We start from the raw sequence: 26693 nt of genomic DNA on the forward strand, positions 1-26693 counted from the left end.
TTACTTATATTGAGTTTCTTTTTTTTATTGAATAACCTTAAACGTGATATGGTATTTAATTGTTGTTGAGTGATTTTAATAAGTTTAAGTTTGCATTCTTCAAAATTAAAGCTTCAACTTCCTATTTCGTCTCTTTTATGAAAAAAAATTGGAAGTATGCTGAAAATTAATTCAGTATGGTTTGATTAGTAAAAAATTTATTCTACATTTGCATCCCCTAAAAATAGGGGTGTTTTATTTTTAAACAGTAATAATACATATTTTATATGCCAACAATTTCACAATTAGTACGTAAAGGAAGAACCAGAATAACCAAGAAGAGTAAATCGGTTGCTTTGGATTCATGCCCACAACGTCGTGGTGTTTGTACGCGTGTATATACTACTACGCCTAAAAAACCTAACTCTGCAATGCGTAAAGTTGCAAGGGTAAGGCTTACAAATGGTAAAGAAGTTAACGCATACATCCCAGGCGAAGGTCATAATCTCCAAGAGCACTCGATAGTATTGGTTAGAGGTGGAAGGGTAAAAGATTTGCCAGGAGTTAGATACCACATTGTTCGTGGAGCTTTAGACACCGCAGGTGTTGCAGGCCGCACGCAACGTAGATCTAAGTATGGAGCAAAACGCCCAAAGAAGTAAAATGAAAACGGTTAATAGCTGATGCTTTATAGCTTAGGTTGTATAATTAGCATTGACGATTAACAATTAACAAAACAACAGATGAGAAAAAAACAGGCCAAAAAAAGACCCCTTTTACCAGATCCACGGTTTAACGACCAGTTGGTTACGCGTTTTGTAAACAACATGATGTGGGATGGAAAAAAGAGTGTGGCTTTTAAAGTTTTCTACGATGCAATTGATATTGTAGAAGAAAAGAAGCAAGACGACGAAAAAACTGCGTTAGAACTTTGGAAAGACGCTCTTTCTAATGTTATGCCTCACGTAGAGGTGCGTAGTCGTAGAGTTGGTGGGGCAACCTTCCAAATTCCTATGCAAATTCGTCCAGACCGTAAAATTGCAACAGCAATGAAATGGTTAATTACATATTCAAGAAAAAGAAACGAGAAATCTATGGCTGCTAAATTAGCTGCTGAGATTCTTGCTGCTGCAAAGGAGGAAGGAGCTGCGGTTAAAAAACGCATGGATACTCATAAAATGGCAGAAGCTAATAAGGCATTCTCACATTTCAGATTCTAAACAATGGGAAGAGATTTAAAATACACAAGAAACATCGGAATCGCCGCGCATATTGATGCCGGTAAAACAACAACTACAGAACGTATCCTTTTTTACACTGGGGTAAACCATAAGTTAGGAGAAACTCACGAAGGGTCTGCTACTATGGACTGGATGGAGCAAGAGCAAGAGCGTGGTATTACAATTACTTCTGCTGCTACTACTTGTAAGTGGAAATTTCCAATGGAAAATGCACAACCATTACCAGAAACTAAAGAATACCACTTTAATATTATCGATACTCCTGGTCACGTAGATTTTACCGTAGAGGTAAACCGTTCATTGCGTGTACTAGATGGGTTGGTTTTCTTGTTTAGTGCTGTTGATGGTGTAGAGCCACAATCTGAAACAAACTGGAGACTTGCTGATAACTATAAGGTGCCTCGTATTGGTTTCGTTAATAAGATGGACCGTAATGGGTCTAACTTCTTAGGCGTGTGCCAGCAGGTTAAAGATATGTTAGGTTCTAATGCAGTGCCTATCGTATTGCCATTAGGTGAAGAGATTGATTTTAAAGGAATTGTTGATTTAGTGAAAAACCGTGCTATTGTTTGGCATGATGAAACATTCGGATCAACTTTCGACGTTGTTGAAATTCCTGAAGATATGAAAGAGGAAGTTCGTATGTACCGCGGTAAACTAATTGAAGAAGTTGCTGCTTACGACGAAAACCTTCTAGAAAAATATATGGAAGATGAAGATTCTATTACTGAGGATGAAGTGCATGCTGCTCTTCGTGCTGCTGTAATGGATATGAGCATTATTCCAATGATTTGTGGTTCTTCATTTAAAAATAAAGGAGTACAGTTCTTAATTGATGCTGTATGTCGTTACTTGCCTTCTCCAATGGATAAAGAAGGTATCGTAGGGGTTAATCCTGATACTGAAAAAGAAGAATTACGTAAGCCAAGTGTAGAAGAGCCTTTCGCGGCACTGGCATTTAAAATTGCTACTGACCCATTCGTAGGTCGTTTAGCTTTCTTCCGTGCTTACTCTGGTCATTTAGATGCAGGATCATATGTTCTAAATAACCGTACTGGTAATAAAGAGCGTATTTCTCGTATTTACCAAATGCACGCTAACAAGCAAAATGCTATCGATTTTATTGAAGCTGGAGATATTGGTGCAGGAGTTGGTTTTAAAGATATTAAAACTGGTGATACACTAACAGCAGAAAAGCATCCAATTATTTTGGAAAGTATGGATTTCCCAGACCCAGTAATCGGGGTTGCGGTAGAGCCAAAAACAAAAGCGGATGTTGATAAATTAGGTATGGCTTTATCTAAGCTTGCTGAAGAAGATCCAACATTCCAAGTTCGTACTGACGAAGCTTCTGGACAAACAATTATCTCTGGAATGGGTGAGCTTCACTTAGATGTTATCGTTGATCGTTTACGTCGCGAATTTAAAGTAGAAGTAAGCCAAGGTCAACCACAAGTTGAGTACAAAGAAGCTGTAACTAAAGTTGCAGACCATAGAGAAGTTTACAAGAAGCAATCTGGTGGTCGTGGTAAATTCGCAGATATTGTATTTACACTTGAGCCAGCTGAAGAAGGAAAAATTGGATTGGAATTTGTTAACGCTATTAAAGGTGGTAACGTACCAAAAGAATTTATCCCAGCTGTAGAAAAAGGTTTCACTCAAGCAATGGTTAATGGACCACTTGCAGGCTTTGAGGTTGATGCTATGAAAGTTACTTTAAAAGATGGATCTTTCCACCCTGTGGATTCTGATGCATTATCTTTTGAATTAGCTGCAAAAATTGGTTTCAAAGAAGTTGCTAAGAAAGCTGGAGCTGTAATTCTTGAGCCTATTATGAAGCTTGAGGTGCTTACACCTGAAGAAAACATGGGTGATATAGTTGGTGACCTTAACCGTCGTCGTGGAACAATCGCTAGTATGGGTGACCGTGCCGGTGCTAAAGTTATCAAGGCTGAGGTGCCGCTTTCTGAAATGTTTGGTTATGTAACTACATTAAGAACATTGTCATCAGGTCGTGCTACTTCAACAATGGAATTTTCACATTATGCTGAAACACCTTCTAACATATCAGAAAGTGTAATTGCAGCAGCAAGAGGAACCGCTAACGAATAATAATTTCAGCAATGAGTCAAAAAATTAGAATTAAACTAAAATCTTACGATCACAATTTGGTGGACAAATCTGCTGAAAAAATCGTAAAGACCGTAAAGAGTACTGGAGCTGTAGTAACAGGGCCAATTCCTTTACCAACACATAAAAAAATCTTTACAGTATTACGTTCTCCACACGTAAACAAGAAGAGTAGAGAGCAATTCCAATTAAGTTCTTACAAAAGACTTTTGGATATCTATAGTTCTTCTTCAAAAACGATTGACGCTCTAATGAAGTTAGAGTTGCCAAGTGGTGTAGAAGTAGAGATTAAAGTGTGATAAAATTTTGAGTTCAGTTTTCTGAATTCAGGATCACTAAAATGTCCCGAGCTTGTTAGCGACGGAAAAACGGAAAACAAAGTAACATTCGGGATCGGATTTATTTTGATCCCGTTTGTTTTTCAAACAATAAATAGTAAACAATCGAAGGAAGAATGTAGGAATCGACTTCTGCATTTGGAATTCATAATTTTTAATTTAATAAATATGTCTGGGTTAATTGGAAGAAAGATAGGGATGACCAGCATCTTTGACGAGAACGGAAAGAATATTCCGTGTACCGTTATTGAAGCAGGACCCTGTGTTGTTACCCAAGTCAGAACCAAAGAGGTTGACGGGTACGAAGCTCTTCAACTTGGTTTCGATGACAAGAAGACTGCTACTAAAGCTGCTGAAGGGCACGCAAAAAAAGCAGGAACCGTTGCAAAACGCAAAGTCGCCGAATTCAAGTATTTTGAAGAAGATTACAAATTAGGTGACACACTTACTGTGGAACTTTTTACCGAAGGAGAGTACGTTGATGTAGTAGGTACATCTAAAGGTAAAGGTTTTCAAGGAGTTGTTAAGCGTCACGGTTTTGGCGGTGTAGGACAAGCTACACACGGTCAGCACAACCGTTTACGTGCACCAGGTTCTATTGGAGCTGCATCATATCCTGCGAGAGTATTCAAAGGAATGCGTATGGCTGGACAAATGGGCAACGAAAGAGTAAAAGTAGAAAATTTAAGAGTTTTAAAAGTAGTTGCTGAAAAGAACTTACTTGTTGTTAAAGGAGCAATCCCAGGACACAAAAACTCTTATGTAATGATTGAGAAATAATGAAGGTAGCTGTATTAGACATTAACGGAAAAGACACAGGTAGAAAAGTTGAACTTTCTGCAGATGTGTTCGGAATAGAGCCTAACAATCACGCAGTTTATCTTGATGTAAAGCAATACCTTGCAAATCAAAGACAAGGAACGCATAAATCAAAAGAACGCGCTGAAATCGCTGGTTCTACTAGAAAGATAAAGAAACAAAAAGGAACTGGTACTGCTCGTGCGGGTAGCATCAAGTCTGGTGTTTTTAAAGGTGGTGGTAGAATGTTTGGACCTCGTCCACGTAACTACTCATTCAAATTAAACAAAAATCTTAAGCGTTTAGCTCGTAAATCTGCCCTATCAATGAAGGCAAATAACAAAGCGATCTACGTTATGGAAGAGTTGAATTTTGATGCACCTAAAACAAAGAATTTTGTGTCGGTTTTAAAGAACTTAGGACTAGACGATAAAAAATCTTTATTTGTGTTGGGAGACTTAAATAATAATGTATATTTGTCCTCTCGCAATTTGAAAGGTACTGAAGTTGTAACTAGCTCACAATTAAGTACATACAAAATTATGAATGCAAACAGTTTAGTGCTGTTTGAAGGTTCTTTGGAAGGAATTGAAACAAACTTAAGTAAATAGAAACAGGATGAACATCTTAATTAAACCTATAATTACGGAAAAAGCTACTAAAGATGCTGAAGACAATAATGTTTTTGGTTTCGTAGTGAACCTAAAGGCGAATAAGATAGAAATCAAGAAAGCGGTTGAGGCCACTTACGGAGTTTCTGTTGAAAAAGTTCGCACAATAAATGTCCGCCCTGATAGGAAGACCCGTTATACAAAAACAGGTGTCCAAACTGGTAAAACGAATGCTTACAAAAAAGCAATCGTACAGGTGGCGGAAGGTGATACAATAGATTTTTACAGTAACATCTAAGATAACTTAGATCTAATTAGACGAAAATGTCAGTAAGAAAATTAAAACCAATCACCCCAGGTCAGCGTTTTAGGGTTGTTAATGGTTTTGACGCCATTACAACCGATAAGCCGGAGAAGTCTTTACTTGCTCCGATTAAAAAATCTGGTGGTAGAAACAGTCAAGGAAAAATGACCATGCGCTACAAAGGTGGTGGTCATAAAAGAAGATATCGAATTATCGACTTCAAACGCAACAAAGCCGGAATTCCTGCTACAGTTGCTAGTATTGAATACGATCCAAACCGTACAGCGTTTATCGCGCTTTTAAATTACCAAGATGGTGAAAAGCGATATGTAATTGCGCAAAGCGGACTACAAGTTGGACAAAATATTGTTTCTGGTGACTCAGTTGCTCCAGAAATTGGAAACGCAATGCCACTTTCGGCAATCCCTTTAGGTACAGTTATTTCTTGCATCGAGCTTCGTCCAGGACAAGGCGCGGTAATGGCTAGAAGTGCAGGTACTTTCGCACAGCTTATGGCTCGTGAAGGTAAATATGCAACTATCAAATTACCATCTGGTGAAACTAGATTGGTATTGGCTAATTGTTTAGCTACTATTGGAGCGGTTTCTAATCACGATCATCAATTGTTAGTATCAGGTAAAGCTGGTAGAAGCAGATGGTTAGGAAGAAGACCTCGTACAAGACCAGTTGTTATGAACCCTGTTGATCACCCAATGGGTGGTGGTGAAGGTAAAGCTTCAGGAGGACACCCACGTTCTAGAAATGGTATACCTGCAAAAGGTTACAGAACACGTACTAGAACGAAAGCAAGTAATAAATATATCTTAGAACGTAGAAAGAAATAAGTTATGGCAAGATCGTTAAAAAAAGGACCGTACGTTCATTATAAACTAGACAAGAAAGTTCAGCAAAATGTTGAAGGTAATAAGAAGACCGTTATCAAAACTTGGTCACGTGCTTCTATGATTACTCCAGATTTTGTTGGTCAAACCATTGCTGTTCATAACGGACGTCAATTTGTTCCTGTGTATGTAACAGAAAACATGGTAGGGCATAAACTAGGAGAATTTTCACCTACAAGATCATTCCGTGGTCATGCAGGTGCTAAAAACAAAGGTAAAAAATAATAGGCCATGGGAGTTCGTAAAAGAGAAAGAGCAGAAGCAATCAAGGAGGCAAAGAAAACATTATACTTTGCTAAATTGAACAATTGCCCCACTTCACCAAGAAAGATGCGTTTAATGGCAGACTTGGTGCGTGGTGAGAAAATAGATAAAGCACTTAACATATTGAGATTTAGTTCAAAAGAATCTTCTCGTAAATTAGAGAAGTTACTTTTATCTGCTATTGCAAACTGGCAGCAAAAGAACGAAGATGCTTCAATTGAAGACGCAGATCTTTTTGTTAAAGAAATCCGTGTGGATGGTGGTACGATGTTAAAAAGACTTCGTCCTGCACCACAAGGCCGTGCACACAGAATTAGAAAACGCTCCAACCACGTAACACTGGTATTGGCAGCTAACGATAACACACAAAGCAATTAATTAAATGGGACAGAAGACAAATCCAATCGGAAATCGCTTAGGTATCATTAGAGGTTGGGAATCCAACTGGTACGGAGGCAACGACTACGGCGACAAATTAGCCGAAGACGACAAGATCAGGAAATATATCCACGCTCGTTTAAGTAAAGCTAGTGTGAGTAGAGTAATTATTGAGCGTACGCTTAAGCTTGTAACCGTTACTATAACCACTGCCCGTCCTGGTATTATTATCGGGAAAGGTGGACAGGAAGTAGACAAGCTAAAAGAAGAGCTTAAAAAAATTACAGACAAAGAGGTGCAGATCAACATTCATGAGATCAAAAGACCTGAATTAGATGCGTATTTGGTAGCTGCTAGTATTGCACGCCAAATTGAAAGCCGTATTTCATACCGTCGTGCAATTAAAATGGCTATTGCAGCAACAATGCGTATGAATGCAGAAGGTATTAAGGTTCAAATTTCAGGACGTTTGAACGGAGCAGAAATGGCTCGTTCAGAATCTTACAAAGAAGGTCGTATCCCATTGTCAACTTTTAGAGCCGATATTGACTACGCTTTAGTTGAGGCACACACTACTTATGGTAGATTGGGTGTTAAAGTATGGATTATGAAAGGCGAAGTATATGGAAAGCGAGAACTTTCTCCACTAGTTGGTCTTTCGACTGGCAAAAAAGGTGGTAAAGGTGCTCAAGGACGCGGTGGCAACAAAGCACGCCGCAGAAAGTAATTTTTTAAACAGAAGAAAATGTTACAACCTAAAAGAACAAAATACCGTAAACATCAAAAAGGCCGTATGAAAGGTGATGCCGGACGTGGTAATCAATTAGCGTATGGAACCTTCGGTATAAAATCGTTGGAATCAGAATTTCTTACAGCTAGACAAATTGAAGCTGCTCGTATTGCTGCTACTCGTTTTATGAAAAGAGAGGGGTCTATCTGGATTATGATTTTCCCAGATAAGCCAATTACCAAAAAACCTCTTGAAGTACGTATGGGTAAAGGTAAGGGTGCTGTTGAATATTACGCTGCTGTAGTAAAACCAGGTAGAATACTTTTCGAAGTATCTGGTGTACCAGTTGAAACAGCTAAAGAAGCGTTGCGCCTTGCAGCACAAAAGCTTCCAGTAAAAACTAAATTTGTAATGTCTCGGGATTTCCAAGCATAATTTTTTGAAAGATGAAACAATCAGAAATTAAGAAAGCAACAACGGCAGAACTTCAGGAATCATTTGCTGAAACTAAAAAAGCCTATGTAGACCTAAAAATGGCTCACACCATTTCACCGTTGGAAAATCCAATTCAACTAAGATCTCAAAGAAGAGTGATAGCAAGAATAGCGACTGAACTAACTAATAGAGAAGTGCAATAATTGTACAGCTGAAAGATGGAAGAAATTAAAAGAAATTTAAGAAAAGAACGTATCGGTGTGGTAACCAGTAACAAAATGGATAAGTCTATTGTAGTTGCAGAGGTTAAGAAATTAAAGCACCCTATGTACGGAAAGTTCGTGACAAAGACGAAAAAGTACGTTGCACACGACGAGACAAACAACTGCAATGAAGGTGATACAGTAAGGATCATGGAAACAAGACCTTTAAGTAAAACCAAATGTTGGAGATTAGTAGAAATAATTGAAAGAGCGAAGTAATTATGTTACAACAAGAATCAAGACTCAAAGTCGCAGATAATACCGGTGCTAAAGAAGTACTTTGCATCCGTGTATTAGGCGGTACAAAAAGAAGGTATGCTTCTATAGGTGATAAAATAGTAGTTTCAGTAAAAGAAGCTACTCCTAATGGAAACATTAAGAAAGGTGCAGTTTCTACAGCAGTAGTAGTACGTACTGTTAAGGAAATTAGAAGACCTGATGGTTCTTACATCCGTTTCGATGATAATGCATGTGTTTTATTAAACCCACAAGGTGAAATGAGAGGAACACGTGTATTTGGACCGGTAGCAAGAGAACTTCGCGACAAGCAATTTATGAAAATAGTATCATTGGCACCAGAGGTGCTTTAATATGAAAACTAAGATGACAAAGCTTAAAATAAAATCGGGAGATACAGTAGTAGTTACTGCCGGAGACCATAAAGGTTCAGAAGGTAAGGTAATGAAAATATTCCTTGACAAAAACAAAGCAATCGTAGAAGGAGTAAATATGGTTTCTAAACATGAGAAGCCTAGCGCTGCTAACCCACAAGGTGGTATCGTTAAGAAAGAAGCTCCTATCCATATTTCAAACCTATCTTTAGTAGATCCAAAATCTGGAAAAGCTACAAGAGTAGGATATAAAATGGAAGATGGTAAAAAAGTACGGTTTTCAAAACAATCGAATCAAGCAATATAGTTATGGCATATTCACCAAGACTTAAAGACGAGTACAAAAGCAGAGTGATCAATGCTCTTACTGACGAATTTGGTTACACAAACGTCATGCAAGTACCAAAATTAGAGCGTATTGTTGTTTCCCGCGGAGTGGGTGCAGCAGTAGCTGATAAGAAACTTATTGACTATTCGGTTGATGAGTTTACTAAGATAACCGGGCAAAAAGCGGTTCCAACTATCTCTAAGAAAGACGTTGCAAACTTCAAATTACGTAAAGGTATGCCAATTGGTGTAAAAGTTACGTTACGTGGAGAGCGCATGTACGAATTTTTTGATAGATTGGTTACTTCAGCATTGCCTAGGGTACGTGACTTTAACGGAATTAAAGCTACAGGTTTTGACGGAAGAGGGAATTACTCTTTAGGAATTACCGAGCAAATTATCTTCCCTGAAATCGATATCGATAAGGTGAAGAAGATTGAAGGAATGAATATTACATTTGTTACTTCAGCTAAAACCGATAAAGAAGCGAAATCATTATTACAAGAATTAGGGTTACCCTTTAAAAAGAACTAAGAGATGGCTAAAGAATCAATGAAAGCCCGTGAGGTTAAGAGACAGAAAATGGTAGCAAAATATGCAGCCAAGCGCAAAGCTTTAAAAGAAGCTGGTGACTGGGAAGGTTTGCAAAAACTGCCAAAAAATGCCTCTCCAGTACGTTTACACAACCGTTGTAAACTTACAGGAAGACCAAGAGGGTATATGAGAACTTTTGGAGTTTCACGTGTTACATTCCGTGAATTGGCTAACCAAGGCCTTATTCCTGGTGTTCGTAAAGCATCTTGGTAAGAACATTAATTTGTTCCAAAATTTAATATAAATTGGTTGAAGGTTTGTTTCGATTAACGTGCAAAAACCACAACCGCAAATATCAATAAATGAATATAGATCCAATTTCAGATTATCTAACTAGAGTTAGAAATGCTGCAAAAGCCGGACATCGCGTAGTAGAGATTCCAGCGTCAAATCTTAAAAAGGAGATTACAAAAATCCTTTTTGATCAGGGTTACATATTGAGCTACAAATTTGATGACGAAAGTACTCCACAGGGTATCATCAAAATCGCTCTTAAATATGATAAGCTTACTAAAGAGCCAGTGATCAAGAAAATTCAAAGAATTAGTAAACCAGGTTTACGTAAATACGCAGGTTCAACAGAACTTCCACGTATTCTGAACGGATTAGGAATTGCTATTGTTTCAACTTCTTCAGGAGTTATGACAGGACAGCAAGCTAAAGCTCAGAATGTAGGAGGTGAAGTATTGTGTTACGTTTACTAAAAAATAGACAAAGAAATGTCAAGAATAGGTAAAAACCCGGTAGCAATCCCACAAGGAGTTACAGTTGATATTAAAGACAACGTAATTACCGTAAAAGGAAAATTAGGTGAGTTATCTCAGGAATACTCTGATATAACCATGAAAGTAGAAGATGACCACGTAATAGTGGAACGCCCTTCAGACTCTAAAGATCACACTGCAAGACACGGTCTATACAGAGCTTTAGTTAATAATATGATTGAGGGTGTAAGTAAAGGTTGGACTAAACAATTAGAATTGGTTGGTGTGGGTTACCGCGCGAGCAACCAAGGACAAAAACTAGATTTAGCTTTAGGATTTTCACACAACATCGTTATGGATATCGCTCCAGAAGTAAAAGTGGAAACCGTATCTGATAAAGGTAAGAACCCGATTGTAAAACTAACTTCGCACGACAAGCAATTAGTTGGACAGGTAGCTGCAAAAATTCGTAGTTTCCGTAAGCCAGAACCTTACAAAGGAAAAGGTATCAAGTTTGTAGGTGAACAATTAAGAAGAAAAGCAGGTAAATCTGCATAACAAATAGAGTTATGGCATTATCAAAATACGAAAGAAGAGAGCGTTTGCGCATGCGAATCAGAAAAACGGTTGAGGGGACTGAAAGTCGTCCGCGTTTGGCTGTTTACAGAAGCAACAAAGAAATATACGCTCAAATAATTGACGATGTAAATGGGAAAACCATTACCGCTGCATCTTCAAGAGATAAAGAGATAGACGCTTCAAATACAAATAAAGTTGAAGCTGCAAAAATGGTTGGGAAATTAATCGCAGAAAAAGCTGTTAAAGCTGGTGTTGAAACGATCGCTTTCGACAGAGGCGGTTACCTATACCACGGAAGAGTAAAATCATTAGCTGAAGGTGCACGAGAAGGTGGCCTTAAATTCTAAGTAAAATTATGTATCAAGATTATAAAAACGTAGAATTAGTAAAACCAGGAGGTCTTGACTTAAAAGACCGTTTGGTAGGTGTACAACGTGTAACCAAGGTGACCAAAGGTGGTCGTGCCTTCGGATTTTCAGCTATTGTAGTTGTTGGAGATGAGAAAGGAGTGGTTGGACAAGGTCTTGGGAAATCCAAAGACGTTGCTAGCGCAATAGCAAAAGCTATTGAAGATGCTAAGAAAAACTTAGTTCGTATTCCACTTAACAAAGTAACGCTTCCACACGAGCAAAAAGGTAAGTACGGTGGTGCTCGCGTAAACCTTATCCCAGCTGCGCCTGGTACAGGAGTTATCGCTGGTGGACCTGTACGTGCGGTACTTGAAGCTGTTGGAGTACACGATGTATTGTCAAAATCTCAAGGATCTTCAAACCCACATAACGTTGTTAAAGCAACTTTTGACGCTCTATTGCAAATGCGTAGCGCCCAAACAATCGCTGACCAACGTGGGATTTCACTTGAAAAAGTATTCAAAGGATAAATATCAAAGCGATGGCAAAAATAAAAGTAACAAAGGTTAGAAGCGTAATTAATCGCCCAAAAGACCAAAAACAAACTATGGAAGCACTTGGCCTACGTAAAATAGGACAAACCATAGAACACGAAGATACGCCAAGCATACTTGGTATGATCAATAAAGTTAATCACTTAGTTTCAGTTGAAACTAAATAAGGAAACACGAAAAAATGGATTTAAGTAACTTACAACCCGCCGCAGGATCGGCGAAAAACAAAGGCAAGCGAGTAGGTCGCGGACAAGGTTCCGGTAAAGGTGGCACTGCTACCCGCGGACATAAAGGTGCAAAATCACGTTCAGGATATTCAAAGAAACTTGGATTTGAAGGTGGTCAGATGCCATTACAACGTCGTGTTCCTAAGTTTGGATTTACAAACATCAACCGTAAGGAGTATAAAGGTATCAACATCGATACTTTACAACAATTGGTTGACGACAAGAAAATAAAAGATGCCGTTGACTTTGAAACCTTATTTGGTTTAGGTCTTGCTGGAAAAAATGAAATGGTTAAGATTTTAGGTAGAGGAGAGATAAAAGCAAAACTGAAAGTATCTGCGCACAAGTTTACTGCCTCGGCAAAAGAAGCTATTGAAGCTGCCGGAGGTGAAGTAGTAATATTGTAACAAAAGATAGGGATGAAATTTATCGATACCTTAAAAAATGTTTGGAAAATAGAAGAGCTTCGTAACCGCATCTTGCTTACGTTAGGAATGCTATTAGTGTACCGTTTTGGTGCGCAAGTAGTATTACCTGGGATAGATGCAGATATGTTGGCACAGTTCGCAGGTCAATTTGACTCTGGCGGTATTGGTGGTTTACTAAACGCATTTACAGGAGGGGCTTTTGCCAACGCTTCTGTTTTTGCTTTAGGTATTATGCCTTATATTTCAGCTTCTATTGTAGTACAGTTAATGCAAATTGCTGTTCCATACCTACAGAAATTACAGAAAGAAGGAGAAAGTGGCCGTAAAAAAATCAATCAAATTACTAGATGGTTAACTATCGGTATATGTTTGGTTCAGGCACCGAGTTACCTTGCAGGTCTTCCAGCAATGGGAGTGCCACCAGAAGCATTTGTTATGGGGCAAAGCCTTATGTTCTATGTTTCATCTGTAATTATACTTGTAACAGGAACAATATTCGCTATGTGGTTAGGTGAGAAAATTACCGACAAAGGAGTTGGTAATGGTATTTCCATACTTATTATGGTGGGTATCATCGCAAATATGCCGCAATCGTTTGCTCAAGAATTTGTTTCAAGAGTAATGGAATCAAACGGAGGTTTGATTATGATTCTTATTGAATTGGTTATTTGGTTTGTGATTATTCTATTATCAATTATGTTGGTAATGGCTGTTCGTAAAATACCAGTACAATATGCAAGAAGAACAGCGAGTGGCGGATATGAAAAGAATATTTTTGGTGCTCGTCAGTTTATTCCATTAAAGCTAAATGCATCTGGAGTAATGCCAATCATCTTTGCGCAAGCAATTATGTTTGTGCCATCTGCAGTTGCTAGTTTATCTGATAGCGAGTTCGCTCAAGGTGTTCAAGCTACATTTAGTGATATATTTGGCCTTTGGTATAACGTAGTATTCGCAATCTTGATTATTATTTTCACATACTTCTACACTGCTATTACTGTTCCTACGAACAAAATGGCTGATGACTTAAAAAGAAGTGGTGGATTTATTCCAGGTATTAAGCCAGGAAGTCAAACTGCAGAATATTTAGATCGAATTATGTCTCAAATTACCTTTCCAGGTTCTATCTTCTTAGCGCTTATTGCTATTTTCCCTGCATTCGTAGTTAAGTTGATGGGGATCCAACAAGGTTGGGCATTATTCTATGGTGGTACATCACTACTAATTATGGTAGGTGTGGCTATCGACACCATGCAACAAGTAAACTCCTACTTATTAAACCGTCATTACGATGGCTTAATGAAAACAGGAAAAAACAGAAAAGCGGTAGCTTAAATGTAATAGGGTGAACTATTTAAAGTGTAAGTATGAGATTTTAAAAAGTTTATCGTACTTTTGCACTCTTTAAAATTCACCTTTAATTTAAATTATATTAAAAAATGGCAAAACAAAACGCAATTGAGCAAGATGGGAGTATAGTTGAAGCGCTTTCAAATGCTATGTTTCGTGTTGAATTGGAAAATGGTCATATTGTAACCGCTCACATTTCTGGAAAAATGCGTATGCATTATATTAAATTGTTGCCTGGTGATAAAGTAAAGCTTGAAATGAGCCCTTACGATTTAACTAAGGCGAGAATAACATACAGATACTAAACAACGGACCTCACAGGTTCATTGAACAATAAATTAAATCAAAGAGAGATGAAAGTAAGAGCATCCGTAAAAAAGAGAAGTGCCGACTGCAAAATTGTACGCAGAAAAGGTAGATTATATGTAATTAACAAAAAGAACCCAAAGTTCAAACAAAGACAAGGATAAGTTATGGCAAGAATCGCAGGTGTAGATATCCCGAAGCACAAAAGGGGTGTAATCGCGTTAACGTATATCTTTGGAATCGGTAGAAGCCGTGCCCAAGATATTCTGAACAAAGCCGGAGTTGACGAAGATAAAAAAGTAAGTGAATGGAACGATGATGAAATCGGTGCTATTCGTGACGCTGTTGGATCGTTCAAAATCGAAGGTGAATTACGTAGTGAAGTTCAATTAAGCATTAAGCGCTTAATGGATATTGGTTGTTACAGAGGTATTCGTCACAGAACAGGTCTTCCATTAAGAGGACAACGTACTAAGAATAACTCTCGTACTAGAAAAGGAAAACGTAAAACTGTTGCTAACAAGAAAAAAGCAACTAAATAAAACCTAGAGTTATGGCAAAGACAACGTCTAAGACTACAAAACAAGTTAAAAAACGTAAAGTTAATGTTGAATCTGTTGGTGAGGCACATATTACTGCTTCCTTCAACAACATTATTGTTTCGTTAACAAATAAGAATGGAGATGTTATCTCATGGTCCTCAGCCGGTAAAATGGGCTTCCGTGGATCTAAGAAAAATACTCCTTACGCTGCTCAGTTGGCATCAGAAGATTGTGCAAAAGTTGCTCATGACGCTGGTTTACGTAAAGTAAAAGTTTACGTAAAAGGTCCAGGAAACGGAAGAGAATCTGCAATAAGATCTATCCACAATGCAGGAATTGAAGTAACTGAAATTATCGATGTTACTCCAATGCCGCACAACGGATGCCGTCCTCCAAAGAGAAGAAGAGTTTAATAAATAGTAAATATCAATCTGAAGGAATCAAAGACTAAAGGATCGAGAGCTTGAGGTGCAATTTATTGCGCCTCCAAGTGTTCTCTATAAAACGACCTTAATTTAGTTTTTCTTCAAAACCTTAAATTAGAAATGGCAAGATATACTGGTCCAAAAACTAAAATCGCCCGTAAATTCGGGGAAGCAATCTTCGGAGACGACAAATCTTTCGAAAAAAGAAATTACCCTCCAGGACAACATGGTAACACACGTCGTCGTGGAAAAAAATCTGAATACGCAATTCAACTTGCTGAAAAGCAAAAAACAAAATACACTTACGGTATTTTAGAGCGTCAGTTCAGAAATATGTTTAAGAAAGCAAATGCTGCTCCTGGAATTACAGGTCAAGTATTGCTTCAAATGTGTGAGTCTCGTTTAGACAACGTAGTGTACAGAATGGGAATTTCTCCTACACGTTCAGGTGCTAGACAACTTGTTTCTCACAGACACATCACTGTAAATGGTGAAAAAGTAAACATTCCATCATACCAACTTAAGCCTGGAGATGTAGTGGCAGTTAGAGAGAAATCAAAATCTCTTACAGCAATCAACGATTCATTGGCTAACGCAAGTCACGTTTATGAGTGGATCACTTGGAACGGAGAGAAAAAGGAAGGAACTTTCGTTTCTATTCCTGAGCGTATCCAAATTCCAGAAAACATCAACGAACAGTTGATTGTAGAATTATATTCTAAATAATAAAAAACACAGAAAGTCAATTATGGCAGTATTTAGTTTTCAGAAGCCTGATAAAGTTATAATGGTAAACTCTACCGATTTCGAAGGGAAATTTGAATTTCGTCCTTTGGAACCAGGTTACGGTCTTACCATTGGTAACGCATTAAGACGCGTATTACTATCCTCTTTGGAAGGATTCGCCATTACTTCGGTACGTATCGAAGGCGTGGATCACGAATTTTCTACCATTGCCGGAGTAGTGGAAGATGTTACCGAAATTATTTTGAACCTGAAACAAGTTCGTTTCAAAAGACAAATTGAAGAAATAGATAACGAAACAGTTACTATTTCAGTTTCTGGAAAAGATCAGTTAAAAGCTGGCGATTTCCAAAAATTTATTTCAGGTTTCCAAGTATTGAACCCAGATATGGTTCTTTGCAATATGGATAAGAAGGTAAACCTTAATTTCGAAATTACTATCGAAAAAGGCCGCGGTTATGTTCCTGCAGAAGAGAACAAAAAAGCCAATGCTCCTTTAGGAACTATCTTTACAGATTCTATCTACACTCCAATTAAAAATGTGAAGTACAGTATTGAAAACTTCCGTGTAGAGCAGAAAACAGATTACGAAAAATTGGTTTTCGAAATCCAAACAGACGGATCAATTCACCCAAAAGATGCATTGACTGAAGCTGCAAAAACATTAATCCACCACTTTATGTTGTTCAGCGATGAGCGCATAACTCTAGAGGCTGATGAGATTGCACAAACTGAGACTTATGATGAGGAATCTCTTCATATGCGTCAGTTGCTAAAAACTAAATTAGTAGATATGGATCTTTCGGTTCGTGCGCTAAATTGTTTAAAGGCTGCTGAAGTTGATACCTTGGGAGACCTTGTATCTTACAACAAAAATGACTTGATGAAGTTCCGTAACTTCGGTAAAAAATCACTTACAGAGCTTGAAGAGTTAGTAAGTGTTAAAGGCCTTAACTTCGGGATGGACCTTGCAAAATATAAATTAGATAAAGACTAGAACAGACTTGAGACCTTAGACGTGAGATGTTAGATATTAGTCTCATATCTCACGTCTATTATCTCAAATCTTTAAAATTAACCCATCATAGTTTGCTCTCCGATGAACGGATTTTGTAGCAAGATGATGAAAACTAAAATGTCATGAGACACGGAAAAAAACACAATCACTTAGGAAGAAAAACTGCCCACAGACACTCAATGTTGGCTAACATGGCAAGTTCTCTTATCGAACACAAGAGAATTAACACTACGGTTGCTAAAGCAAAAGCGCTTAAGCAATTTGTTGAGCCATTAGTAACTAAGTCTAAAGAAGACACTACTCATAACCGTCGTTTGGTTATGGCTAAATTGCGTCAAAAAGATGCAGTTGTAGAGCTTTTTAGAACTGTTGCACCAAAAGTTGGTGATCGTCCAGGTGGTTACACTCGTATTATTAAATTGGGTAATCGTCTAGGTGATAACGCTGATATGGCAATGATAGAGCTAGTTGATTTCAACGAAATCTACAATGTTGGTAAAGCAACCAAGAAGAAATCTACTCGTAGAAGTCGTCGTGGAAGCGGTGCTGCAAAAGCTGCTCCAGCAAAAGCTACACAAGCTAAAAAAGAAGAAGAATAAATGATTTTTTATTCATAAAATAACAAAGGGATAAGCGTTTTCGTTTATCCCTTTTTTTTATACTATTTTTGCAAAGATTTTTGAGAAACCTAATAATTGTCACCCAAAGATTATCGATGGGTTGAAAGCCTTCAAAAGATGAAATATCAAACACGAAAAAAAGCACTTATTTTATTAGCAGATGGAACTGTGTTCTACGGTAAAGCGGTAGGTAACAAAGAAGGCTCGGCCTTTGGTGAAGTTTGTTTTAATACTGGAATGACGGGATATCAAGAGATTTTTACAGACCCCTCTTACTTTGGTCAAATTATGGTAGCCACCAATGCTCACATTGGGAATTATGGTACTAATAAAGAAGAAGTAGAATCGGAAGGTATTAAAATTGCAGGCTTGGTGGTGCGTAATTTTAGTTACCACTATTCACGTCCGGCAGCTGACGACTCACTAGAAGAATTTTTAAATAGAAATAATTTACTTGCTATTAGTGATGTAGATACACGAGCGTTAGTAAATTACATACGAGATAACGGAGCGATGAATGCCGTTATTTCTACGGAAGTAGATAATATTGAAGACCTAAAAAAGGAATTAGCCGATGTTCCCAATATGGATGGCTTAGAGTTAGCTTCAAAAGTTTCAACTAAAGAACCTTATTTCTTCGGAGATGAGAATGCTAAGTATAAAGTTTCAGCTTTGGACCTTGGTATTAAAAAAAATATTTTACGAATGCTTGCCGAGCGTGATTGTTATATAAAAGTATTCCCGTACAATTCAAGTTTTGAAGATTTAGAAGCTTTTGATCCAGATGGTTACTTTATTTCAAATGGTCCTGGTGATCCAGAGCCGTTAAAAAGTGCAATTGAAGTTGTAAAAACTATCCTAGATAAGGAGCTTCCAATGTTTGGAATTTGTTTAGGACATCAAATGTTGGCCCTGGCAAATGGAGTTTCTACTTATAAAATGCACAACGGTCATCGTGGTATTAACCACCCAGTAATGAATCTTATTACAGGTAAAGGTGAAATTACTTCTCAAAACCATGGTTTCGCAATCAATAGGGAAGAAGCTGAGGCTAATCCGAATATAGAAATAACACACGAACACTTAAACGATCATACCGCAGCTGGGATTCGTCTGAAAAACAAGCCTGCTTTTTCTGTACAATATCATCCAGAAGCAAGTCCTGGACCACACGATGCGTCATACCTTTTTGATCAATTTATTGATGTAATAGAAAAACACAAGTAGTATTTTACTTAACTAATAACAACTAACAATTAATAACATTGCAATGAGTATCATTATCGACATCAATGCTAGACAGATTTTCGATTCTAGAGGAAACCCTACTATAGAGGTTGACGTAATTACTGAAAATGGATATATGGGCCGTGCTGCTGTGCCATCAGGAGCTTCAACCGGGGAACACGAGGCTGTAGAGCTTCGCGACGGTGGAAAAGATTACATGGGCAAAGGCGTTTTAAATGCAGTTGAAAATGTAAATGGAAAAATTGCAGGTACACTATTAGGTGTTTCTGTATTTGAACAAGGTCTCATAGACAAAACAATGATGGAGCTAGATGGTACTCCAAACAAAGGAAATCTTGGGGCTAATGCTATTTTAGGGGTTTCTTTGGCTTGTGCTAAGGCGGCTGCAAACGAATTAGGGCAGCCTTTATATAGATATGTTGGTGGTGTAAGTGCTAAAACACTTCCTGTGCCAATGATGAATATTATCAATGGTGGTTCTCACAGTGATGCGCCAATTGCATTTCAGGAATTTATGATTATGCCAGTTAAGGCTAAAAATTTCGCTCATGCCATGCAAATGGGGTCAGAAATTTTCCATAATCTTAAAAAAGTTTTACACGATCGTGGTTTGAGTACTGCTGTTGGTGATGAAGGTGGTTTTGCTCCAACTCTAAATGGAACAGAAGATGCTTTAGATACTATTGCAAAAGCTACTGAAAAAGCTGGTTACAAATTAGGTGATGATGTTATGATAGCATTAGATTGTGCTGCGGCAGAATTTTATGTTGATGGTAAATACGATTACACCAAATTTGAAGGCGAGAAAGGAAAAGTGCGCACTTCTACAGAGCAAGCAGATTATTTAGCCGAATTATGTTCAAAATATCCAATTATTTCTATTGAAGATGGGATGGATGAGAACGATTGGGAAGGTTGGAAATATCTTACTGAGAAGGTTGGTGATAAAGTTCAGCTGGTAGGTGACGATTTATTTGTAACCAACGTTGAAAGACTTTCTAGAGGTATTTCAGAAGGTATTGCTAATTCAATTCTTATTAAGGTTAATCAGATTGGAACTTTAACTGAAACTATAGCAGCTGTGAATATGGCGCATAATGCAGGATATACTTCGGTGATGAGTCATAGAAGTGGTGAAACAGAAGATAATACTATTGCAGATCTTGCAGTGGCATTAAACTGTGGGCAAATAAAAACTGGTTCTGCATCACGTAGTGATAGAATGGCGAAATACAATCAATTGCTTAGAATTGAGGAGCAATTGGGTGAAGTTGCATACTTTCCACAGCAAAATGCCTTTAAAATTTAGGTATTTATAAAGTAAATTAAAACCTCGTTTTAGACGAGGTTTTTTTATGTCTATAAAAATGATGTCTATGCCCTGCGTATTAAGGTTTTTTTAACCTAACTTAATAGGCAAAACTTAAAAAAATTGCTTAAAATTTTGTAATTTAGCATTTCTGAAAAAATTAAATATACACGATACTTTATGGCAAAGATGGCGACCCTCGAAATAGAAGGTAAAAAATATGAATTCCCGGTAGTGGAAGGAACTGAAAATGAAATTGGTATAGATGTAAAAACTCTAAGGAGCAGTACCGGTGGTGTTGTAACTTTAGATCCAGGATATAAAAATACGGGTGCTTGCGAAAGTGCTATTACATTTTTAGATGGTGAAAAAGGAGTGTTACGTTACCGAGGTTATGCCATTGAAGAACTTGCTGAAAAAGCACATTTTTTAGAGGTATGCTATTTGCTAATTTTTGGTGAATTACCAACTGAAGTTCAGCTTAATAAATTCCACGAAGATATTAAAGCGCAGTCACACGTTGACGAAGATGTTAAAAGAATCTTGGATGGATTTCCAAAAGCTGCACACCCAATGGGCGTGTTGTCTTCTTTAACTTCAGCTTTAGTAGCTTTTAATCCATCGTCTGTCAATGTTGATAGTGAGGAGGATATGTATAAGGCTATAGTTAAGATTCTTGGTAAATTCCCTGTTTTAACGGCTTGGACATACAGAAAACGTATGGGGCTTCCATTAGACTATGGTGGGGATACACTTGGTTATGTAGACAACTTTTTGAAGATGATGTTCAAAAAGCCAAGTGGTGACTACACTACTAATGAAATTGTTTTAGAGGCGCTAGATAAATTGTTGATTCTACATGCAGACCACGAGCAAAACTGCTCTACATCTACAGTGAGAATTGTTGGATCTTCACACGCTGGATTATTTGTTTCTATTTCTGCTGGAATTGCAGCTTTATGGGGACCACTTCACGGTGGCGCAAATCAAGCTGTTATTGAAATGCTTGAAGAAATAAAAGCAGATGGTGGAGATACTAAAAAGTTCATGGCAAAAGCAAAAGATAAAAACGATCCGTTTAGATTGATGGGATTTGGTCATAGAGTTTACAAAAATTTCGACCCACGTGCTAAAATCATAAAGAAAGCTGCGGATGATGTTTTAGAAAATCTTGGAATCCAAGATGATATTTTAGATATCGCGAAAGCATTAGAAAAAGAAGCTTTAGAAGACCCGTATTTCGTAGAGAGAAAACTATATCCTAACGTTGACTTTTATTCAGGTATTATTTACCGTGCCTTAGGAATTCCAGTAGAAATGTTTACGCCAATGTTTGCATTAGGTCGTTTGCCAGGATGGATTGCTCAATGGAGAGAGATGCGTTTAAACAAGGAGCCAATAGGACGTCCACGTCAAATTTATATCGGCGAAAAATTGCGTGAATTTAAAACAGTTGAAACAAGATAAATATTATTTCTAATAAATTTAAAAGCACTTCGGTATAGAGGTGCTTTTTCTATATTTGCTATTATGATAAAGCTGAATATAAACGACGAAATTTCACAACTACGTGCCGTAGTACTCGGGCGCGCAGATAGTAATGGTCCTGTTCCTAAATTAGAAGACGCATACGATCCAAAATCTGCAGAACATATAAAAGCAGGTACTTATCCTAAAGATGAAGATATGGTTAAGGAAATGGAAGCAGTGGCTGCGGTATTTGAAAAATATAACGTAAAAGTTTACCGCCCAGATTTGATAGAAGACTACAATCAAATCTTTACTAGAGATATTGCTTTCGTAATTGAAGATAAGTTCTTTAAAGCAAATATTCTTGAGGATAGAAGTAAAGAAATAGATGCTATTCATTCGGTAATTGATGAAATAGACCCTTCAAAAATAATTGAATTCCCAGAAGCTGCACATATAGAAGGTGGAGATGTAATGCCTTGGGGAGATTACATCTTTGTTGGAACATATTACGGTGATGATTATTCAGACTATATCACTGCTAGAACAAATATGAAGGGGGTAGAACACCTTCGAAAATTGTTTCCGCATAAAACAGTTAAATCTTTTAACCTAAGAAAAAGCAACACTGTGGCTGAAGATAATGCACTGCATTTAGATTGCTGCTTCCAGCCATTGGGTAGAGGGAAAGCAATTATCCATAAAGATGGATTTTTGGTTGACGAAGAGTACGAGTGGCTCGTTAATTTCTTCGGCAAAGAAAATTGTTTCCATATTAGCAAGAGAGAAATGTACCACATGAATAGCAATATTTTTTCTATTTCTCCAGATGTGGTTATTTCAGAAAAGAATTTTACAAGATTAAACACTTGGCTGCGTGAGCAAGGTTTTACTGTGGAAGAAGTGCCTTATGCTGAGATTGCAAAGCAAGAGGGTTTGCTACGTTGCTCTACATTGCCTTTAATTCGAGATTAATACATCAGCGAATTTTACAAAAGTTTAAAAAATATATGAAAGCCATCCGCATGAGGATGGCTTTTTATTTTTAAAATGAAATTGGCTAAAATAATTTTCTTGCCAGGAAGAATGCTGCAATCGAAAAGAAGATAATTATCCTTGTAACATCAACTAGTGTTGCCACAAATGGAGCTGAATCCGTCGCAGGGTCCATTTTATATGATTTCAATATAAATGGGATTAAAGAGCCTGAAAGAGTTCTCTAAAGAACAATAAATACTAAGCAAGCCGAAACGCTTAATGCAACCTTAAGCCAAAACTCGCCGTAATTATAGAATCCTACTTTTTGCCATAATAATATTCGTAAAAATCCTATAGATCCTAAAATTGCGCCAAGCAACACTCCAGAGAGTAGTTCTTTTTTCAATACATACCACCAGTCTCTTAGCTTTAATTCTTTTAAGACCATAACTCTAATAATTAATGAGGCTGCTTGAGATCCTGAGTTACCACACTTGAAATGATAAGAGGAACAAATAATGCAAGTACAACCGCTTTTTCAATTTCTCCTTCAAAAATCCCCATAGCTGAAGCGGTGAGCATTTCACCAAAAAACAGAATCACTAGCCAACTTGTTTTTTTTACAAGGTCAAAAAGCGTTGATTCTGTGTACGACATTTCTAATCCTTTAGTACCTCCAAATTTTTGAATTTCTTCAGTGGTTTGTTCTTGAACCTTGTATAAAATATCGTCGAATGATACTATGCCCACTATTACACTACTTTCTGTGATAATCGGTAAGGCCGAGCGATCGTACTTATCAAAAATTTCCACAGCGTCTTCTACTGACGTTGTAGAAGTGATGGCTAAGACGTGACGGTCCATTAGTTCGGATATCTTTGTGTTAGAATCGGCTGGTAGTAATTGTCCTATCCTAAGGTCATCAATGAGTTTGTTTTTATTATCAACGACATAAACAAAGTTTAAAGTCTCTGCCTTTATTCCTTCTTTTTTTATAAATGATAAGACTTCACTAACAGTTTTTTCTGCTTTTGTTTGTATATAATGAGGTGTCATCAATCGCGCTATACTATTTTTTTTATAGCCAATTAAACTGAGTGCTATCTCTCTTTCTTCAGGGTTTAGAAGGTTTATGGAAGTCTTAATAAGATAGTCTTGAAAATTTTCAAAAAGCTTAGTTCTGTTGTCAGGAGGTAGATTGTTTTAAAACATCAGATAGCTCTTGGTTTCCTAGAGCTTTGATGACCTTTATTTAAAATGATGGCTCTAAAAAACGAAAAACTTCAGTTTTTTTTTCAGGTGTAAGCATTAAAAAAGACAAGTTTCTTTCGTCTTTGTCCATATCTCTTAATTGCTCAGCTACGTCTGCTGGATGTTGATTTTGAAAATTTACCATAACTAAATAATTGAAATGATATGAAATGTTATTTTTAGAAATAGGAAAGGTGAACTTGCGTAAATATAATCAATAAAGGTAAGAAGGGCTTTAGTGTAAATTAGTTTTTAGTCTATGGTGTTTTTCTGTAATTTATTTTAACATAATAAAATTAACTTGTTAATTAAGCTTAAGGAACCATGTAAAGTTAATTTTTAGGGGTTAAAATATATTTTCTTCTATGTAGATTGGATTGTGTGGGGTTACAACAGATTACAATTACAAATAAATAGAGCTATAATGGCTTATTTAACAAAAAAACGACCCTCAATTTCACAAAAAATTAGTAAACTTGGCCTATCAAATTTTAACACTTTGAAGAAATTAATTTCCCTTTCATTTATAATGCTGTTTTTCACAGCATTTTCTGCTATTACTGCCCAACAAAAAGACATAACCCTTGAAGAAATTTGGGGTGGTGCATTTCGAACTCAAGGTCTTGACGTTCTACGTTCCCTGAAGAACGGTAAGGAATATGCAGTGCTTAATTACGACCGACAATCTAAAGAATCATCTATCGATGTTTACGATTATAAAAGTGGTAAAAAAGTAAGTACACTTTTAAATACTAAAGATTTAAAAGGAATTGATTTAGTGCTTTCTTATGAATTGAGTAAGGACGAATCTAAAATTCTTTTTTCAACAGAATTACAACAGCTTTATCGTCGTTCAACATTGGGAACTTATTATGTTTACGATGTAAAAACTAAAGAATTTACCCTTGTTTCTGCTAATAAAGTACAGGAGCCAACTTTCAGTAATGATGGGAATAAAATAGCTTACGGATTTGAAAACAATCTTTTTATAAAAGATTTGAATTCTAATGAAACAGCTCAAATTACTACTGATGGTAAAAAGAATAGTATCATCAACGGTATTACTGATTGGGTTTATGAAGAGGAGTTTGCATTTGTTCGTGCTTTTGAATGGAGTGTGAATGGTGATAAATTGGCTTACATTAAATTTGATGAAACAGAAGTTCCACAATTCAACATGGATTTATACGGAAAGGAACTTTATCCTTCTGCCAATACTTTTAAGTATCCAAAAGCGGGTGAGAAAAACTCTAAAGTTTCATTACAACTATATGATCTTAAAAGTAAAAAAACTTCTGAAGTAGATCTTTCAAGCTATAACAGTTACTATATACCACGTTTGTTGTGGACGCAAGACAATAATACTTTAAGTGTTCAACTTACCAATCGCCATCAGAATGTTATTGAATTGGTTTTTGTAAATACGTCAAACAATACTTCAAAATTAATTTTAGCTGAGAAAGATGATGCTTATGTTGATGTAACCGACAACCTTACATTTTTAAATAACAATAGTTTCTTCTGGACTAGCGAGAAAGATGGATGGAATCATATTTATCAATATGATAAAGATGGAAAACTTCTTCATCAAGTTACTAGTGGTCCTTGGGAAGTCACTAGATATTACGGTTTCGATCAAAATACGGGTCGTATATATTTTCAAAGTACTGAAAATGGAAATATTAATCGCGATGTATATTCTATTTTGCCATCGGGAAAAAATAAGGTTCGTTTAACGCAAAAGATAGGAACTAATAATGCTTCATTTAGTTCAGACTTTACTTATTTTATTAATACATTTTCAGATTCTAAAACACCTTTTGTATATACACTTCACGAAGCTAAAACTGGCAAACTATTACGTGAAATTAAAAACAATAACGGTTTAAAGAATCGATTAGCCTCTTATAAAATTTCACCAAAAGAGTACTCTACTATCAATGTGAATGGTGAAGACTTGAATATGTATATGATAAAGCCTTTAGACTTTGACGAGTCTAAGCAATATCCATTATTTATGTTTCAGTATTCTGGACCAGGTTCACAAAGTGTTTCAAACAGTTGGATGGGCACAAATGACTTTTGGCACGAAATGTTAGTAAATCAATTAGATATTATTGTTGTTTGTGTTGATGGGCGAGGAACTGGTTTCAAAGGTCGTGATTTCAAAAAAATGACTCAAAAAGAACTGGGTAAATATGAAGTTGAAGATCAGATCGCTGCAGCAAAAAAACTAGGTAGTTTACCATACATTGATTCTTCAAGAACTGGAATTTGGGGATGGAGCTATGGTGGATTTATGTCGTCTAACGCATTATTTCAGGCACCAGAAACATTTGAAATGGCAATTGCTGTTGCCCCGGTTACAAGTTGGAGATTTTACGATTCTATCTATACAGAGCGTTATATGCAAACTCCACAAGAGAATGCATCAGGGTATGATGATAACTCACCACTTTCTCACGTAGACGGACTAGAAGGAAAATATTTATTAATTCACGGAAGTGCAGATGATAATGTGCACGTGCAAAATGCAATGCGTTTAATTGAAGAACTGGTGCAAGCCAATAAACAATTTGACTGGCGTATTTACCCAGATAAAAACCACGGTATATATGGAGGAAACACTCGTTTACACTTGTATACCTTAATGACTGAATATATTAAAAATAATCTTTAAAAAAC

At 36.9% G+C, this 26693-nt stretch carries 37 protein-coding genes and 1 pseudogene; 37 read left to right on the forward strand and 1 reads right to left on the reverse strand.

Annotated features, from left to right (window positions below; all coding sequences use genetic code 11):
- Positions 1–266 precede the first annotated feature (266 nt).
- The 36 genes from rpsL (at position 267) to H4O20_RS03935 (ending at position 22754) form a co-directional block, all read left to right on the forward strand.
- The gene (rpsL, locus tag H4O20_RS03760) at positions 267–641 is read left to right on the forward strand and encodes a 30S ribosomal protein S12 (RefSeq protein WP_073215344.1); all 375 of its coding nucleotides are present in this window, start codon (positions 267–269) and stop codon (positions 639–641) included.
- Between the two features lie 81 nt (positions 642–722).
- Positions 723–1199 carry a 30S ribosomal protein S7 gene (gene rpsG / locus H4O20_RS03765; protein ID WP_139855411.1) on the forward strand — a complete coding sequence of 159 codons (477 nt, stop codon included), beginning with the start codon at positions 723–725 and terminating at the stop codon, positions 1197–1199.
- Positions 1200–1202: 3 nt separating this feature from the next.
- The gene (gene fusA / locus H4O20_RS03770) at positions 1203–3332 is read left to right on the forward strand and encodes an elongation factor G (protein ID WP_139855410.1); all 2130 of its coding nucleotides are present in this window, start codon (positions 1203–1205) and stop codon (positions 3330–3332) included.
- Between the two features lie 11 nt (positions 3333–3343).
- Positions 3344–3649, forward strand: coding sequence for a 30S ribosomal protein S10 (rpsJ, locus tag H4O20_RS03775; protein ID WP_010181931.1), 306 nt, complete (start codon positions 3344–3346; stop codon positions 3647–3649).
- 207 nt (positions 3650–3856) lie between these two features.
- Positions 3857–4468, forward strand: a complete 612-nt coding sequence (gene rplC, locus H4O20_RS03780; RefSeq protein ID WP_139855409.1) for a 50S ribosomal protein L3 — start codon at positions 3857–3859, stop codon at positions 4466–4468.
- Positions 4468–5097, forward strand: coding sequence for a 50S ribosomal protein L4 (gene rplD / locus H4O20_RS03785; RefSeq protein ID WP_139855408.1), 630 nt, complete (start codon positions 4468–4470; stop codon positions 5095–5097). The genes rplC and rplD overlap by 1 nt, the downstream gene beginning before the upstream one ends.
- 7 nt (positions 5098–5104) lie before the next feature.
- On the forward strand, positions 5105–5395 hold the full coding sequence (gene rplW, locus H4O20_RS03790) for a 50S ribosomal protein L23 (RefSeq protein ID WP_185098338.1): 291 nt from the start codon (positions 5105–5107) through the stop codon (positions 5393–5395).
- A gap of 26 nt (positions 5396–5421) precedes the next feature.
- Positions 5422–6246, forward strand: coding sequence for a 50S ribosomal protein L2 (rplB, locus tag H4O20_RS03795; RefSeq protein ID WP_139855406.1), 825 nt, complete (start codon positions 5422–5424; stop codon positions 6244–6246).
- A 3-nt stretch (positions 6247–6249) separates the two neighbouring features.
- Positions 6250–6528 carry a 30S ribosomal protein S19 gene (gene rpsS / locus H4O20_RS03800; protein WP_139855405.1) on the forward strand — a complete coding sequence of 93 codons (279 nt, stop codon included), beginning with the start codon at positions 6250–6252 and terminating at the stop codon, positions 6526–6528.
- A 6-nt stretch (positions 6529–6534) separates the two neighbouring features.
- The gene (gene rplV / locus H4O20_RS03805; protein ID WP_139855404.1) at positions 6535–6945 is read left to right on the forward strand and encodes a 50S ribosomal protein L22; all 411 of its coding nucleotides are present in this window, start codon (positions 6535–6537) and stop codon (positions 6943–6945) included.
- 4 nt (positions 6946–6949) lie between these two features.
- Positions 6950–7672: a 30S ribosomal protein S3 gene (rpsC, locus tag H4O20_RS03810; protein WP_139855403.1), complete on the forward strand. Its 723-nt coding sequence runs from the start codon at positions 6950–6952 to the stop codon at positions 7670–7672.
- A gap of 18 nt (positions 7673–7690) precedes the next feature.
- Entirely contained in the window at positions 7691–8110 is a 420-nt protein-coding gene (gene rplP, locus H4O20_RS03815) for a 50S ribosomal protein L16 (RefSeq protein WP_062622470.1), read from the forward strand.
- 11 nt (positions 8111–8121) lie between these two features.
- On the forward strand, positions 8122–8313 hold the full coding sequence (gene rpmC, locus H4O20_RS03820; RefSeq protein WP_139855402.1) for a 50S ribosomal protein L29: 192 nt from the start codon (positions 8122–8124) through the stop codon (positions 8311–8313).
- A 15-nt stretch (positions 8314–8328) separates the two neighbouring features.
- Positions 8329–8592: a 30S ribosomal protein S17 gene (gene rpsQ, locus H4O20_RS03825; RefSeq protein ID WP_139855401.1), complete on the forward strand. Its 264-nt coding sequence runs from the start codon at positions 8329–8331 to the stop codon at positions 8590–8592.
- Positions 8593–8594: 2 nt separating this feature from the next.
- Entirely contained in the window at positions 8595–8963 is a 369-nt protein-coding gene (gene rplN, locus H4O20_RS03830; RefSeq protein WP_045079247.1) for a 50S ribosomal protein L14, read from the forward strand.
- A 13-nt stretch (positions 8964–8976) separates the two neighbouring features.
- Positions 8977–9291, forward strand: coding sequence for a 50S ribosomal protein L24 (gene rplX, locus H4O20_RS03835; RefSeq protein ID WP_139855400.1), 315 nt, complete (start codon positions 8977–8979; stop codon positions 9289–9291).
- Between the two features lie 2 nt (positions 9292–9293).
- On the forward strand, positions 9294–9845 hold the full coding sequence (gene rplE / locus H4O20_RS03840; protein WP_139855399.1) for a 50S ribosomal protein L5: 552 nt from the start codon (positions 9294–9296) through the stop codon (positions 9843–9845).
- A gap of 3 nt (positions 9846–9848) precedes the next feature.
- On the forward strand, positions 9849–10118 hold the full coding sequence (gene rpsN, locus H4O20_RS03845; RefSeq protein WP_139855398.1) for a 30S ribosomal protein S14: 270 nt from the start codon (positions 9849–9851) through the stop codon (positions 10116–10118).
- A gap of 89 nt (positions 10119–10207) precedes the next feature.
- Positions 10208–10609, forward strand: a complete 402-nt coding sequence (gene rpsH, locus H4O20_RS03850) for a 30S ribosomal protein S8 (RefSeq protein ID WP_139855397.1) — start codon at positions 10208–10210, stop codon at positions 10607–10609.
- A gap of 15 nt (positions 10610–10624) precedes the next feature.
- Positions 10625–11167: a 50S ribosomal protein L6 gene (gene rplF / locus H4O20_RS03855; RefSeq protein WP_139855396.1), complete on the forward strand. Its 543-nt coding sequence runs from the start codon at positions 10625–10627 to the stop codon at positions 11165–11167.
- Positions 11168–11178: 11 nt separating this feature from the next.
- Positions 11179–11535 carry a 50S ribosomal protein L18 gene (rplR, locus tag H4O20_RS03860; protein WP_139855395.1) on the forward strand — a complete coding sequence of 119 codons (357 nt, stop codon included), beginning with the start codon at positions 11179–11181 and terminating at the stop codon, positions 11533–11535.
- A gap of 8 nt (positions 11536–11543) precedes the next feature.
- On the forward strand, positions 11544–12068 hold the full coding sequence (gene rpsE / locus H4O20_RS03865; protein WP_139855394.1) for a 30S ribosomal protein S5: 525 nt from the start codon (positions 11544–11546) through the stop codon (positions 12066–12068).
- Positions 12069–12079: 11 nt separating this feature from the next.
- Positions 12080–12259, forward strand: a complete 180-nt coding sequence (gene rpmD / locus H4O20_RS03870; protein WP_139855393.1) for a 50S ribosomal protein L30 — start codon at positions 12080–12082, stop codon at positions 12257–12259.
- A gap of 14 nt (positions 12260–12273) precedes the next feature.
- On the forward strand, positions 12274–12726 hold the full coding sequence (rplO, locus tag H4O20_RS03875; RefSeq protein ID WP_139855392.1) for a 50S ribosomal protein L15: 453 nt from the start codon (positions 12274–12276) through the stop codon (positions 12724–12726).
- Between the two features lie 12 nt (positions 12727–12738).
- On the forward strand, positions 12739–14082 hold the full coding sequence (secY, locus tag H4O20_RS03880; RefSeq protein ID WP_139855391.1) for a preprotein translocase subunit SecY: 1344 nt from the start codon (positions 12739–12741) through the stop codon (positions 14080–14082).
- Between the two features lie 104 nt (positions 14083–14186).
- Positions 14187–14402, forward strand: a complete 216-nt coding sequence (gene infA, locus H4O20_RS03885) for a translation initiation factor IF-1 (RefSeq protein ID WP_139855390.1) — start codon at positions 14187–14189, stop codon at positions 14400–14402.
- A gap of 48 nt (positions 14403–14450) precedes the next feature.
- The gene (gene ykgO, locus H4O20_RS03890) at positions 14451–14567 is read left to right on the forward strand and encodes a type B 50S ribosomal protein L36 (protein ID WP_009779203.1); all 117 of its coding nucleotides are present in this window, start codon (positions 14451–14453) and stop codon (positions 14565–14567) included.
- A 3-nt stretch (positions 14568–14570) separates the two neighbouring features.
- Positions 14571–14945, forward strand: coding sequence for a 30S ribosomal protein S13 (gene rpsM, locus H4O20_RS03895; protein ID WP_139855389.1), 375 nt, complete (start codon positions 14571–14573; stop codon positions 14943–14945).
- A gap of 11 nt (positions 14946–14956) precedes the next feature.
- Positions 14957–15358 (forward strand): 30S ribosomal protein S11, encoded by a 402-nt coding sequence (gene rpsK, locus H4O20_RS03900; RefSeq protein ID WP_139855388.1) that lies wholly within the window; start codon positions 14957–14959, stop codon positions 15356–15358.
- Positions 15359–15490: 132 nt separating this feature from the next.
- Positions 15491–16096 carry a 30S ribosomal protein S4 gene (gene rpsD / locus H4O20_RS03905; protein WP_139855387.1) on the forward strand — a complete coding sequence of 202 codons (606 nt, stop codon included), beginning with the start codon at positions 15491–15493 and terminating at the stop codon, positions 16094–16096.
- 22 nt (positions 16097–16118) lie between these two features.
- Positions 16119–17111, forward strand: coding sequence for a DNA-directed RNA polymerase subunit alpha (locus H4O20_RS03910; RefSeq protein WP_139855386.1), 993 nt, complete (start codon positions 16119–16121; stop codon positions 17109–17111).
- Positions 17112–17254: 143 nt separating this feature from the next.
- Positions 17255–17731 (forward strand): 50S ribosomal protein L17, encoded by a 477-nt coding sequence (rplQ, locus tag H4O20_RS03915; RefSeq protein ID WP_139855385.1) that lies wholly within the window; start codon positions 17255–17257, stop codon positions 17729–17731.
- Between the two features lie 138 nt (positions 17732–17869).
- Entirely contained in the window at positions 17870–18979 is a 1110-nt protein-coding gene (carA, locus tag H4O20_RS03920; RefSeq protein WP_185098339.1) for a glutamine-hydrolyzing carbamoyl-phosphate synthase small subunit, read from the forward strand.
- 43 nt (positions 18980–19022) lie between these two features.
- Entirely contained in the window at positions 19023–20309 is a 1287-nt protein-coding gene (eno, locus tag H4O20_RS03925) for a phosphopyruvate hydratase (protein WP_139855383.1), read from the forward strand.
- 180 nt (positions 20310–20489) lie between these two features.
- Positions 20490–21776, forward strand: a complete 1287-nt coding sequence (locus H4O20_RS03930) for a citrate synthase (RefSeq protein ID WP_185098340.1) — start codon at positions 20490–20492, stop codon at positions 21774–21776.
- Between the two features lie 63 nt (positions 21777–21839).
- A complete protein-coding gene (locus H4O20_RS03935) occupies positions 21840–22754 on the forward strand; it encodes a dimethylarginine dimethylaminohydrolase family protein (protein WP_185098341.1) in 915 nt (304 codons plus the stop codon).
- Positions 22755–22839: 85 nt separating this feature from the next.
- Here H4O20_RS03935 and mgtE read toward each other — a convergent pair.
- Positions 22840–24153 (reverse strand): annotated as a pseudogene (gene mgtE, locus H4O20_RS03940) (magnesium transporter).
- A 354-nt stretch (positions 24154–24507) separates the two neighbouring features.
- On the opposite strand from mgtE, the gene H4O20_RS03945 reads away from it, so the two are divergent.
- The gene (locus H4O20_RS03945) at positions 24508–26688 is read left to right on the forward strand and encodes a S9 family peptidase (RefSeq protein ID WP_185098342.1); all 2181 of its coding nucleotides are present in this window, start codon (positions 24508–24510) and stop codon (positions 26686–26688) included.
- Positions 26689–26693: the final 5 nt, after the last annotated feature.

This window comes from Aequorivita sp. 609 (assembly GCF_014212065.1).
Classification (GTDB): Bacteria; Bacteroidota; Bacteroidia; order Flavobacteriales; family Flavobacteriaceae; genus Aequorivita; species Aequorivita sinensis.